The sequence below is a fragment of the Sphingomonas aerophila genome, assembly GCF_014199305.1.
Classification (GTDB): Bacteria; Pseudomonadota; Alphaproteobacteria; order Sphingomonadales; family Sphingomonadaceae; genus Sphingomonas; species Sphingomonas aerophila.
In genome coordinates this window covers 115,218-127,931 of sequence record NZ_JACIJK010000008.1, presented here as the reverse complement: position 1 = coordinate 127,931, position 12,714 = coordinate 115,218, and the positions used below count along the sequence as shown (strand labels likewise).

At 65.5% G+C, this 12,714-nt stretch carries 11 protein-coding genes; 5 read left to right on the top strand and 6 right to left on the bottom strand.

All coding sequences use genetic code 11. The features are described 5' to 3' along the window. The first annotated feature begins 71 nt into the window (after positions 1–71). The 3 genes from FHS94_RS13645 to FHS94_RS13635 all read left to right on the top strand — a co-directional run bounded on the left by FHS94_RS13645 (position 72) and on the right by FHS94_RS13635 (position 2,278). On the top strand, positions 72–506 hold the full coding sequence (locus FHS94_RS13645; protein WP_184058963.1) for a MaoC family dehydratase: 435 nt from the start codon (positions 72–74) through the stop codon (positions 504–506). Between the two features lie 42 nt (positions 507–548). Then, on the top strand, positions 549–1,727 hold the full coding sequence (locus tag FHS94_RS13640) for an acetyl-CoA C-acyltransferase (protein WP_184058768.1): 1,179 nt from the start codon (positions 549–551) through the stop codon (positions 1,725–1,727). 71 nt (positions 1,728–1,798) lie between these two features. Continuing rightward, positions 1,799–2,278 (top strand): pyridoxamine 5'-phosphate oxidase family protein, encoded by a 480-nt coding sequence (locus tag FHS94_RS13635; RefSeq protein WP_184058767.1) that lies wholly within the window; start codon positions 1,799–1,801, stop codon positions 2,276–2,278. Between the two features lie 22 nt (positions 2,279–2,300). Here the strand turns inward: FHS94_RS13635 and FHS94_RS13630 are convergent, their stop codons facing one another. Next, on the bottom strand, positions 2,301–3,533 hold the full coding sequence (locus FHS94_RS13630) for a polyhydroxyalkanoate depolymerase (protein ID WP_184058766.1): 1,233 nt from the start codon (positions 3,531–3,533) through the stop codon (positions 2,301–2,303). A gap of 106 nt (positions 3,534–3,639) precedes the next feature. Between FHS94_RS13630 and FHS94_RS13625 the strand changes: the two genes are divergently transcribed. Together FHS94_RS13625 and FHS94_RS13620 are read left to right on the top strand one after the other, a co-directional pair. Continuing rightward, a complete protein-coding gene (locus FHS94_RS13625) occupies positions 3,640–5,436 on the top strand; it encodes an ABC transporter transmembrane domain-containing protein (protein ID WP_184058961.1) in 1,797 nt (598 codons plus the stop codon). 11 nt (positions 5,437–5,447) lie between these two features. Then, entirely contained in the window at positions 5,448–6,611 is a 1,164-nt protein-coding gene (locus FHS94_RS13620) for a saccharopine dehydrogenase family protein (RefSeq protein WP_184058765.1), read from the top strand. On the opposite strand, the gene FHS94_RS13615 is transcribed toward FHS94_RS13620, so the two are convergent. From FHS94_RS13615 to cas5, 5 genes are all read right to left on the bottom strand, one after another. Beyond that, complete coding sequence (locus FHS94_RS13615) at positions 6,608–6,913, bottom strand: hypothetical protein (RefSeq protein WP_184058764.1); 306 nt, start codon at positions 6,911–6,913, stop codon at positions 6,608–6,610. The two genes, FHS94_RS13620 and FHS94_RS13615, sit on opposite strands and share 4 nt — an antisense overlap. A gap of 1 nt (position 6,914) precedes the next feature. Continuing rightward, the gene (locus FHS94_RS13610; RefSeq protein WP_184058763.1) at positions 6,915–9,128 is read right to left on the bottom strand and encodes a ribonuclease R family protein; all 2,214 of its coding nucleotides are present in this window, start codon (positions 9,126–9,128) and stop codon (positions 6,915–6,917) included. A gap of 141 nt (positions 9,129–9,269) precedes the next feature. Then, a complete protein-coding gene (locus FHS94_RS13605) occupies positions 9,270–10,445 on the bottom strand; it encodes a BaiN/RdsA family NAD(P)/FAD-dependent oxidoreductase (RefSeq protein ID WP_184058762.1) in 1,176 nt (391 codons plus the stop codon). Then, positions 10,442–11,977: an aminoacyl--tRNA ligase-related protein gene (locus FHS94_RS13600; RefSeq protein WP_184058761.1), complete on the bottom strand. Its 1,536-nt coding sequence runs from the start codon at positions 11,975–11,977 to the stop codon at positions 10,442–10,444. Before FHS94_RS13600 ends, FHS94_RS13605 begins: the two co-directional genes overlap by 4 nt. A gap of 55 nt (positions 11,978–12,032) precedes the next feature. Further along, positions 12,033–12,620 carry a CRISPR-associated protein Cas5 gene (gene cas5 / locus FHS94_RS13595; protein WP_184058759.1) on the bottom strand — a complete coding sequence of 196 codons (588 nt, stop codon included), beginning with the start codon at positions 12,618–12,620 and terminating at the stop codon, positions 12,033–12,035. Positions 12,621–12,714 lie beyond the last annotated feature (94 nt).

Here is a 12,714-nt window from a genome sequence, read left to right as displayed (position 1 = left end):
TGAAAACCAGAGGCGCTTACCCGCAAAGCGGGGCGGAGGGGAATGGCGTGGCGAGCTTGACGGCTGAAGAGATGAGGGGGCGGATCGGCACGGAGTCGGTCAGCGACTGGGTCGAGGTCGGCCAGGCCATGATCAATCGCTTCGCCGATGCCACCGGCGACCATCAATTCATCCACACCGATCCCGTTCGCGCTGCATTGACCCCCTTCGGCGGCACGGTCGCGCATGGCTTCCTGACGCTGTCGCTAATGCCTCTCCTCCAGGCCCGGATTGAGGACGCGCCACGGCTGGAGGGCGCGCGGATGGGCGTGAACTACGGTGGCAACAAAGTTCGCTTCGTTGCCCCGGTTCGTTCGGGTAGCCGCGTACGGGGCCGCTTCCGCCTGCTCGCCTTTGACGAAAAGAAGCCCGGCCAGTTCCAGCAAACAACCGAGTTCACCGTCGAGATCGAAGGGCAGGAAAAGCCAGCCCTGGTCGCCGAATGGATCAGCCAGCTATTCACCTGAGCCTCCATTTTCCCAGTTCACCTCCTGTCTGGAGCAAGCCTCATGCGTTCCGCCGTTATCGTCTCCACAGCCCGCACTCCGATCGGCCGTGCCTATCGCGGTGCGTTCAACAACCTTCCTTCTCCCACACTCGCATCGCACGCGATCAAGGCTGCGGTGGCGCGTGCTGGCATTGCTGGCGCTGAGGTCGAAGACGTGGTCATCGGCGCGGCGCTGCAGCAGGGGCATCAGGCCGGCAACATTGCCCGCAATGCGGCGCTCCGGGCCGCGCTGCCCACGTCAGTACCGGGCATGTCGCTCGATCGGCAGTGCGCGTCGGGGCTTATGGCGATCGCAACCGCGGCCAAGCAGATCGTGGTAGACGGCGTGGATGTCGCGATCGGCGGCGGCGTGGAGAGCATCAGCTTGGTGCAGACGCCCAAGATGAACATCGCACCCGATCCCGAGCTCGTTGCCATGCACAAGGACATCTACTTGCCCATGCTGCAAACGGCGGAGGTGGTCGCCAAGCGCTACGGCATCAGCCGCGAGGCGCAGGATCAATATGCGCTCCAGTCGCAGCAGCGCACCGCCGCCGCCCAAGCTGCGGGCCGCTTCAACGACGAAATCGTGCCCGTCACTGCGACCATGGCCATCGTCAACAAGGAAACCAAGGAAGTCACGCACAAGGAAGTGACCCTGTCCCAGGACGAAGGCAATCGCGCCGACACCACGCTCGCCGGGTTGGAGAAGCTTGTGCCGGTGCTTGGGCCCAGCCTCAACATCACGGCCGGCAATGCGTCCCAGCTGTCGGATGGCGCTTCGGCGAGCGTGCTAATGGAGGAGTCGGTAGCGCGCCAGAAGGGCCTGACGCCGCTCGGCCGTTATGTGGGCATGGCAGTCGCGGGCACGGAGCCTGATGAGATGGGCATCGGCCCGGTGTTCGCGATCCCCAAGCTGCTCGAGCGCAACGGGCTTAAGATGAGCGACATTGGCTTGTGGGAGCTCAACGAGGCGTTCGCGGTGCAGGTGCTCTATTGCCGGGACAAGCTCGGCATCCCCGACGAGCTGCTCAACGTCAACGGCGGTGCGATCTCGATCGGCCACCCTTACGGCATGTCGGGCGCACGGATGACCGGCCATGCCCTGATCGAGGGCAAACGCCGCGGCGCCAAATATGTCGTGGTCACCATGTGCGTCGGCGGCGGCATGGGAGCGGCCGGACTGTTCGAGGTGCTGTAAGCCCTCAAGCGGCGGGGGAACGCTCCCCCGTCGCGCTCGTTCTCCGGCCAACCTCAATCAGGAGAAGCACTATGGCCGAGAACAAGGACAGCCCTCAGGAGATCGCAGCCAAGTTCCTGGCCAAGCTGGAGGAGAGCCCGTTCATCATGATCGGGCTGATGGACGGCAACCATTCGGAGCCAATGAACGTCAAGATAGACGAGAGCCAGCCAAACACGCTGTTCGTCTTCTCAGGCAAGGACAACCGCATCGCCAAGGGCGGTCAGGCAATGGCCCAGTTCGTCGGCAAAGGGCACGACTTCTTCGCGTGCCTGATGGGCGCCGTCAGCGAGGAAACCGACCGGGCGACCTTTGACCGGCTGTGGGATAATCGCGTCGAGGCGTGGTTCCCGAATGGCAAGCAGGACGCACGGCTGAACCGGTTCGACATCGATTCGGCCGAGTTGTGGGAAACGGATGTGTCCGTGTCCGGCCGGGTAAAGATGCTGTTCGGCGGCACGATCCAGCCGCAGGAATCGTCCAGCCACGCGGTCGTCGACCAAATCGGCTGAACTGGATGCGGCGAGCGGCAGGTCAGCCGTTCGCCGCGATCCATTCCTCAACCATTGGCGCAATCTTGTCACGCCAGCGCGATCCGTTGAAAATACCATAGTGCCCGGCGCCTTCAGCCATCATGTAGCGCTTTTTCTCGTGCGGCAGATTGGTCGCGAGCGTTAGAGCGGCGCGGGTCTGGCCCAGCCCCGAAATATCGTCGCGTTCGCCTTCGATCGCGAGCAGCCCGACATCGGTGATCGCGCCCGGGTCCACTCGCTGGCCGCGATGGAACATCTCACCGCGCGGCAGGGCGTGAGTCTGGAAGACGATGTCCACCGTTTGCAGGTAAAACTCGGCCGTCATGTCGCACACGGACCGGTATTCGTCGTAGAACGCCTTGGTAGCGTCCGCGCCTTCGCCATCGCCCTGCACCAGATGCTTGAACATCTCCCAGTGGCTGATCATGTGATTGCCAAGGTTCATCGACATAAAGCCGGCGAGTTGCAGGAAGCCAGGGTAAACGCGACGGCCCGCGCCCGGATATCCCTGCGGCACCGTAGCGATCGCATTCTGTTCGAACCAGGCACGCGGACGTTCGGTGGCGAGCGTGTTGACGGCAGTCGGCGCCTCTCGCGTGTCGACCGGCCCACCCATCAAGGTGAGCGTGCGTGGGCGGCACGGGTTACCTTGCGCGCTCATGACGGCTGTTGCGGCATAACAGGGTACCGACGGCTGACACACGGCAAGCATGTGTGCGCCACGCCCGCCTTCATCCGGACCGATCGCCTCGAGAAAGCCGATCACATAATCGATATAGTCGTCCAGATCGAAAGGACCGTCCGACAACGGGACGAGCTTCGCGTCCCGCCAGTCGGTGATGTAGACGTCCGCGACCGGCAGCATCCGCTCCACTGTGCCACGCAGCAGCGTCGCGAAATGACCGGACATGGGCGCAACGATCAGCAGGCGCGGCCCGCCCTCGATCCCGACCCTGCGAAACCGTTTCAACTGACCAAAGGCGCGCCGGTCGACGATCTCCTCGGCTACCTCGACCTGCTGTCCGTCAACGGTCGTGTGTGTCAGCCCGAACGCCGGCTTTCCCCGCGGCGCGGCGGCATGAGCGAATACCTCCAGCGCAGAGCCCATGACCGTGCTGCCGCCCAGACGCGAAAGGGGGTTCGCGGGGTCCTGCCACCAGTCGGCACCCCAGCTTGCCATCGCACTGGCGCCGGCGAGCATGCGCCGCTGCATCTCATAAGCATCGTAAAGCATGGAAAGTCCGTACGGGAGATCTGGTAGTCATTCCGTATAGCAAAGCGCGTCCATGGCAATCTCGGGCGCGTTGAGCGGAAGGCCCGGCGCTGCTAACCCCGCGCCCATGCCCCTGCCCGATCCTGCGCCCGCGCGTCCCAAGCTCGTCCCGACCCGCCGCGGGCTGGGCAGCCTCCGCATGGTTTGGCGTACTGCCTCGCGCTATCCCGTGCAGATCGTCATCGCGCTGCTCGCGCTGCTCACCTCGGCAGGCGCGACTCTGTTCATTCCGCGCACCTTCCAGCGCGTGGTGGACCACGGCTTCGCCAAGGGGGTGTCCCCATCGACCATCGCGCCTTACTTCCAGGGCCTTTTCGCCGTGGTGATTGTGCTGGCCCTGGCGACGGCCGTGCGCTTCTACTTCGTGTCCTGGCTTGGCGAGCGAACCGTGGCGGACATCCGGATCGCGGTGCAGGCGAACCTGCTTCGTCTCGCCCCACGCTACTTCGAGGAGAACCGCCCTTCGGAGATCGCGTCGCGCCTGACCGCGGACACAACCATCATCGAACAGGTAGTCGGTTCCACCGTGTCGGTGGCACTCCGCAACGCCGTCGTCGGGCTGGGTGGCCTGATCTACCTGTTCACGCTCGCACCCAAGCTGGCCGGCATGTTGGTGGTCGGCATCCCCGTGCTGATCCTCCCGATCGTGCTGCTTGGCACCCGCGTGCGGCGCTATTCCAAGAACAGCCAGGATCGACTTGCCGAAGTGGGTGCCAGGGCCGTCGAGACCCTGGGAGCGATGAAGATCGTCCAGGCATTCGGCCAGCAACGCCGCGAGGGCGAGCGCTTCCAGGAAGCTGTCGAGGATAGCTTCGCGACCGCCAAGCGCCGCTTCGGCCTCCGCGCAGTCATGACGGCGGTGGTGATCGGCCTGCTGTTCGGTTCGGTGAGCCTGATCCTATGGGAAGCGGTGCAGGACGTTGCCTCGGGCCGCCTGTCCGGCGGTTCGCTGACCGCATTCGTGCTGACGGCCGGAATCGTCACCGGCGCTGCCGGCGCGCTAACGGAAGTGTGGGGAGACATTCTGCGCGCATCGGGCGCGGCAGAGCGCCTGGCGTCGTTGATGAGCGAAGAGCCCGAGATTGCCGCGCCGGCAGCCCCCCGTTCGCTCCCGACACCCGCAAATGGCGCCTTGTCGTTCGAACAGGTGCTGTTCCGCTATCCGACCAGGCCAGAGGTGTCGGCGCTGGACATCTTGACCTTGCGGATCGAGCCGGGTGAGACGGTGGCCGTGGTCGGCCCCTCTGGCGCGGGCAAGTCAACCCTGTTCCAGCTTGCAGAGCGCTTCTACGATCCCGAGGGTGGGCGCGTGACGCTGGACGGCGTCGACCTGCGCGATGCTGATCCCGCTGAAATCCGCCGTCGGATCGCCCTGGTGCCGCAGGAAACGGTGATCTTCGGAGCCTCTGCCCGCGACAATCTTCGATACGGCGCGTGGGAAGCGACCGACGATCAGCTCTGGGCCGCGGCGGAGGCAGCCAATGCCGCGGAGTTCCTGCACAAGCTTCCCGACAGGCTCGACACCTTTCTGGGCGAGGGTGGCGCTCGCTTGTCGGGCGGTCAGCGCCAGCGGGTCACCATCGCCCGCGCGCTGCTGCGCGACGCTCCGCTATTGCTGCTGGACGAGGCGACCAGCGCGCTGGACGCTGACAGCGAACGACTGGTGCAGGAAGCGCTCGAACGGCTGATGGATAGCCGCACGACCCTGGTCATCGCTCATCGTCTGGCCACCGTTCGTCGTGCCGGGCGCATCATCGTCATGGACGGCGGCCGAATCGTGGAGGAAGGTACCCACGCCAGCCTGGTCGAGCGCAGCGGCCTTTACGCCCGCCTCGCCCGACTGCAATTTAGCGACGCTGCCTGACGGAGAGTCGTATGGACCGCGAGTTTGACATCGTCATCTATGGCGCGACCGGGTTCACCGGCCAGCTCGTTGTCGAGTACATGGCCAGCGCGTGCCCCGACGGGGTGAGTTGGGCCATCGCGGGCCGGTCACCTGAAAAGCTGGCGCAGGTACGCGACGCTGTTGGCGCCCCAGCCGACCTGCCGCTGGTAATCGCGGATGCAGCGAGGCCAGAGACTCTCACCACCCTCGCCGCCCGCGCGCGGGTCGTGGTCAGCACCGTTGGCCCCTATCAGCTCTATGGCAGCGAACTCATCGCCGCCTGTGCGCAGGCAGGCACTGCCTATGTCGACCTGTGCGGAGAGCCGCTGTGGATGCGCGAGATGATCGACGCGCATGAGGCGACGGCGAAGCGCACCGGGGCCCGCATCGTCTTCTCCTGCGGGTCTGACTCCATCCCCTTCGATCTCGGTGTCTGGACCCTGCAGGAAGCGGCAAAGGCGCGCTTCGGCATACCGGCGCCGCGAGTGAAAGGGCGTGTGCGCCACATGAAGGGCAGCGCGTCAGGTGGCACTGTCGCCAGCCTGAAGGCGACCCTTGCGGCGATAACCCGCGATCCGAAGCTGGGCCTGTTGCTCGCGAGCCCCTTCGCCCTCACTCCGGGGTTCAAGGGGCCGCACCAGCCAACCGGCTTGCTGCCCGAATATGATGGCACGATCGGCTGCTGGGTGGCGCCGTTCATCATGGCGCCGATCAACACCAAGAACGTCCACCGCACCAACCTGCTCGCCGGCCACCCGTACGGAACGGACTTCGTTTACGACGAGATGATCGTTGCGCCGGGCCTGGGCGACATGGGACGCGTCGCCGCAGAGGCACTTGCCAAGATGAACCCACTCGGCGGCGACAAGGGACCGAAGCCTGGTGAGGGCCCGAGCCGGCAGGAGCGGGAGAGCGGTTGCTATGACCTGCTGTTCGTCGGGCTGATGCCGGACGGCACCCGTCTAGACGCGGTGGTTACCGGCGACCGGGATCCCGGCTATGGTTCCACCAGCCGAATGATCGCAGAGGCCGCCCTGTGCCTTCTCCTCGACGTCGGCGGCGGCGGCGGGATCTGGACGCCGGGCGCGCTGATGGCGACGCCGCTGCGACGCCGGTTGCAGGCCGGCGCCGGGCTCACCTTTACCGCAGGCTAACCGGCGACCGCCATCGCGCCAGCCACTGCGAACCCCGCAATTGCCAGGATGCCGAGCACGCGCGCGAGCCGTTCCTTGCGGAAGTCGGCATAACGCTTCTCGTCCAGCCAGTAATTGCCCGTGTCGGCCTCCTGCAGTGCGCCGAACTGCACCATGGAGGTGAACATCCGCCGATCCAGGCGGCGGTCACGCGGTGTAAACGCGACCGCGCGCTCCCTTGTCGTCGCGTCCGCTTCCAGGAAGTGGTGGACGATACGCTGGCGTGCCTTGGCAACGAGAACGGCTACGGCGGCTCCAGACATGTTACTTCCTCCCCTGATGACGAATGTTAGCCGGACGACCACGCCGCTTCAGCACGCGCGGGCGGCCGGTCGGGGGCGGGGCGCTGACACCAGCGGTCGCCTGGGGCAACTCAAAGCGGAGCGCGCCTGATACCGGGTTCGCCTCTGCCAGGCGAAGCCGAAGCCTCTGTCCAAGCGAATATTCATCGCCCGAATGCTCGCCGACCAGCTTGCGCGCGGCCTCGTCGAAGCGGAAATATTCGCCGCCCAGGTCACGCACGCCGACCAGCCCGTCGCCACCCACGCCCTCGACCGTGGCGAAAAACCCAAAGTTCGCAACGCCCGTGATCCGGGCCTCGACCGTTTCGCCGACCCGTTCGGACAGGAACGCGGCGACATAGCGGTCGATCGTGTCGCGCTCTGCCTCCATGGCCCGCCTCTCGAGCGTGGAGATGCTCTCCCCGATCCGCTCCATGCCCGCGCCCTCGTCCGCCGTCAGGCAACCCGGACCAAGCTTGTAGGCCGCCACCAGCGACCGATGCACCAGCAGGTCGGCATAGCGGCGGATGGGCGAAGTGAAGTGGGCATAGCTGCCGAGCGAAAGCCCGAAATGGCCTTGGTTCACTGGCGCATAATAGGCCTGGGTCTGCGTCCGCAGCACCTGTTCCATCACCTGCGGGCGGAAATCCGCCTGTCCCACCCGCTCCAGGATACGGTTAAAGGTCGCGGGCCGGATAACCTGGCCGAGCGTGAAGGCAACGCCGTAAGTTTCCAGGTAATCCTTGAGCGCCGCCAGCTTTTCCCGCGCAGGCGGTTCATGGACGCGATACATGACCGGCGCCTTCTTTATCTCCAGCGCCTTGGCTGCCGCGACGTTCGCCGCGATCATGTAGTCCTCGATAAGTCGGTGTGCATCGAGCCGCTCGCGCGGAGCAACCGACAGGATGCGCCCCATCTCGTCCAGCAGCACTCGCCGTTCGGGCAGGTCGAGGTCGAGCGGCTCCCGGGCCTCCCGCCCCTTCAGCAGCGCACGCCAGCAGTCCCAGAGCGGCTTCAGCGCCCTCTCAGTCAGCGGGTGGTCCAGCGTGCCGTCGATGGCGGCCTGAGCTTCTTCATAGGCTATGTTCGCCGCGATCCGGACGCGGGCGCGCGTAAACCGCCAGGACTTAAGCGCGCCGGAGGGCGTCACCTGGATGTGGCAGGCGAGCGCCGCGCGATCCTCGCCTTCCTTCAGCGAACAAACCTCCGCCGACAGGATCTCGGGCAGCATCGGCACGACCCGGTCGGGGAAGTAGACACTGTTGCCGCGCCGGCGTGCATCACGGTCGATTGGCGAACCAGGACGGACGTAGAAGGACACGTCGGCAATTGCGATGATCGCCTTCCAACCACCATCATTGCCGGGATCGTCGTCGGGCGTTGCCCACACCGCGTCGTCATGGTCGCGTGCATCGGCCGGGTCGATTGCGACGATCGGCAGGTGGGTCAGGTCCTCGCGATCATCCCCCAGCGGCTGCTTAGACACACGCTCCGCTTCGGCCAGCGTATCGTCGGTAAACTGGTCGGGGATCTCGAATTTGTGAATAGCGATAAGGGAGAAACTGCGGGGCTGGAACGGATCACCCAGCCGCTCGACCACGCGCGCCGTGATCCGTGGCGGACGGCCCGCCTTTTCCGCCATGACCAGGTCTCCCGGTCCCGCATCGCCCGCGTCCGACACCGGGTACTCGCGCCGGTCCTTCTTTTCCACGCCGGTCAGCCACAGCCGGTCGCCCTCGCCGCGCAGCACGCCCAGCATCTGCTCGGCCGAACGCGGCAGCGTCTTCATGGGATGGGCGATCCAGCCCGAACCCGCTTCTTCCGTTCGCGCCAGCACGCGTTCACCCACGCCCAGGCTGCCCCGCTTGCGTTCGCGCACACGCAATCGCGGGGATGGCGTCTCAGCCTCCCAGCGATCGGGCACCGCCCAGACGTTGGCGCCATCATCGACATCGACGATGCGAAGCACGGTCACCTTCGGCAGCCCGCCCATCTTGTGGAACGCACGCCCGGGAGCGGAGTCGATCAGCCCCTCGTCAGCCATGTCCTTTAGCAACGCCTTGAGCCCGATCTTCTCCTGCGCTGACAGGGCGAAGGCGCGTGCGATCTCCCGCTTTCCGGCGGGCACGTCAGAGCTGGCGATGAAATCGAGGATCTGCTGGCGGGTGGGCAGGCCGGGCGGCGGGCGCTTGGGCATCAGGTTTCCGAGGTGAGGTGAAAAAGTGGAAAGCTGAACGCATGGTTCCACTTCGGGGTGCAACAAAGGTGGCGACGACGAGACGGGAAGGCAAGCGACAGGCCGGTCAGCCGTGTAGTCCGCTATTCAGCACAGACCCGATCAGAGCGCCTGCCCTGCCGCGACACCGCTCGCCCAAGCCCATTGAAAGTTATACCCGCCAAGCCATCCGGTCACGTCCACCGCCTCGCCAATTACGTGCAGGCCGGGAACGCGCTTGGCCTCCAGCGTTCGCTGGTCGAGGTCGGCGGTACTGACCCCTCCTACGGTGACCTCCGCCTTGGCGAAGCCCTCGGTGCCGGTGGGCGTCACGGTCCAGGCGGAGAGCAGTCTTTCCGCTGACTCGAGTGCGCGGTCGGGCGTGTTGGCCAGTTCTGTCGTGATCGCGATACGGTCCGCCAATGCTTCCGCCAAACGGTCAGGCAACTGCCGGCCGAGCGCACGTCGCAGTGTCGCGCGGGGCTGCTCTCGCTTCGCAGCGCGAAGCCATCCGCCCTGCTGGTCCGGGAGCAGGTTCAGCGCCACGCTGTCACCATGACGCCAGTAGCTCGACACCTGCAGGATCGCCGGGCCTGACAGCCCCCGATGGGTGAACAGCGCTGCCTCCCGGAACCGCCCGGCGCCAGCGCTTGCCACCACCTCGGTCGCGACCCCGGAAAGGGTGCGGAACAACGCCTCCTCCGCTCCCAAGGTCAGCGGCACCAGCGCGGGTCGCGGCTCCACGATCTTGAGGCCGAACCGGCGAGCGAGATCATAGGCGAAGCTGGTTGCCCCGAGCTTTGGAATGGACGGCCCGCCGGTTGCGACCACCAGGCGAGGCGCCGTCACCACTCGGCTGCCCAGCGTAACTCGAAAAAGGCCATCGGCCTGATCGACGGCTGAAACCGGCACACCCAACGCCTGCTCCACCCCGCCGCGATCGCACTCCGCTATCAGCATCGCGACGATCTGGCGTGCCGAACCGTCACAAAACAACTGGCCCAAGGTCTTCTCGTGCCACGCGATCCCATGCGCCTCGACCAGCGCCAGAAAGTCAGCCGGCGTGTACCGCCCGAGCGCCGAACGAGCGAAGTGAGGATTGGCCGACACGAACCGGTCGGGCGCGGTCCCGATATTCGTGAAGTTGCACCGCCCGCCGCCGGAGATCAGGATCTTGGCCCCGGGCGCCGGATTATGATCGACCAGCAGTATTCGCCGGCCACGCTGCCCCGCCGCGCCAGCGCACATCAGGCCGGCCGCACCGGCTCCCAGAACAATGGCATCGTGAGTGGCGGTCAATAGGAGCGCCCGATCAGCACCCGCTCCACGGCCGGCGCGCCGGTGAAGATGCAGGCCGCGCCAGCATGGCCGGTCTGCCCCTCGGGCGCGTTCCGGATGGTGAGTTTCAGCGCCTTCAATCGCTCCACCACGGAGTCGAGCTCGGCGCCAGTCGGCTTGGACCAGGCGACATCGGCCCAGCCAGGGTTGCGCGCGTCCTCGCCGAACATCGCCTGGATCGCCGCCCAATCCTCCACCGGCGCGATCCGGGAGCGGAGCGCCAGCGTTGATTGTTCGTACAAAGCGTGCTGGATCGATTCCAGCAGGGAGCCTGCTTGGCCCACGAAGTCGGCGCGCGGCAGGATGGCAGCGTGGAGCTTGCCGTCATCACGATACAGCGAATCACGCCGAACGACCGACACGTTGCCGCCCTCGACGTCCCGACCGCCAACCTCGACGATGATCGGCGCCCCCTTCTTCACCCAGCCCCAACGCTTGGCGGTGGACTTGGCTGGCTTGAGATCGAGTAGAGCCCGGATCGGCTCGCCAAGAGCAGAGCCTGAAGCAAGATCGGCCTGCAACTGCCTGCAATAGCTGACGATCGCCTCATCTTCCGGCTTGTCGCGCAGCATGGGAACGATCACCACCTGCCACGGGGCGATCTTGGGCGGACAACGCAGACCGTCGTCGTCGCCATGGACCATGATCACGCCGCCGATCATGCGCGTCGACACGCCCCAACTGGTCGTGTTGGCCAACTCAAGCTGACCTTCAGCGTTCTGGAAGCGAATGTTCTGTGCCGACGCGAAGTTGGTGCCGAGGAAATGGCTGGTTCCGGCCTGCAGCGCCTTGCCGTCGGCCATCATCGCCTCGATCGACCAGGTTTCAACAGCGCCCGGAAAGCGCTCGTTCTCCGGCTTTTCGCCTGCAACGACGTGAAGCGCCAGGCAGTCCTCCGCGAAGGAACGGTATACTTCCAGCATCTTGCGCGTCTCTTCTCGCGCTTCCTGTGCGGTCGCGTGGGCCGTATGCCCCTCCTGCCACAGGAACTCGCTGGTGCGCAGGAACATGCGTGTGCGCATCTCCCAACGTACGACGTTCGCCCATTGGTTGATGAGAACTGGCAGATCGCGCCAAGACTGGACCCAGCGAGAAAAGGCGGAGCCGATCACCGTTTCCGACGTCGGGCGGACGACCAGCGGCTCTTCCAGCTTCGCCTCGGGATCGGGGACCAGCCCGCCCTTCCTGTCCGAGACGAGGCGATGGTGGGTGACTACCGCCATCTCCTTGGCGAAACCCTCGACGTGCTCCGCCTCCTTCTCGAAATAGGACAGCGGAATGAAGAGCGGGAAATAGCAGTTTTCGTGCCCTGTGGCCTTGATGCGGTCATCGAGCAGGCGCTGGATCCGTTCCCAAATGCCATAGCCCCAGGGACGGATCACCATGCATCCGCGCACGCCGGACTCTTCGGCCAGATCACCTTCCGCGATGACGGCCTGGTACCAGGCGGAAAAGTCCGCCTCTCGAGTGACGGGGAGTGCATGCTTGATCATAGGCGGGCGGATAGCGAAGCCCGGCGGCACTTGCCAGCGCGTACCGGCGAAGGGTTCACATGGCGAGAAGTTCGGGTGGGCTTTGCGGCACGTCCAGCACGCCGTCACGCACGATCCCGCGGTAGTAACGAACAGCTGAGCGGACCGGAATGCCTGAATCATACGGCAGCCAGCCAAGATCACGCTCCACCCCGATCAACGCCGAGTACGGCTGGATAGGCTGGCCGGTGGGCATCAGGTTGAACGTCGCCGCACATTCAGGAAGGCCGAGAAACGGACGCATCTTGCTTTCGCCCCCAAGCACAGCCTGGGTGAAAAGGGCTGCATGGTGCTCCAGGTCGCCCTCATCTGTCGCGTCTAACGCAGCCATCCGCGCGGCGATCCCATAGCGCGGCTGCTGGATCAGCCACGCCGGGCCGCCCTCCCGCCCGCCTCTTGCGGCCAAGTCGCCCCAGCCCAGTTTGATCTCCGCAGCAATTGTGATCTGGTCGACCAACCACCCGATGCCGGCTGCCGAGTAGAGCAACGACAAGAAGCGGCTGGCCGCCGCTGGTGGCATGACGTCATAGCTGATCAGGTCGCGCTTGAACTCGGGCCGCCGGAAGCATGCACGCTCGCCTTTGACCTCCAGGTGAAACCGCATGATCCAGATCCGTACCGCCTATGTTCGACGGGCGTTCTAAGTCAGGAAAGGACGCCGTTGCGGGCTGACAGGTCCATATTGGAGTGAGTTGCGG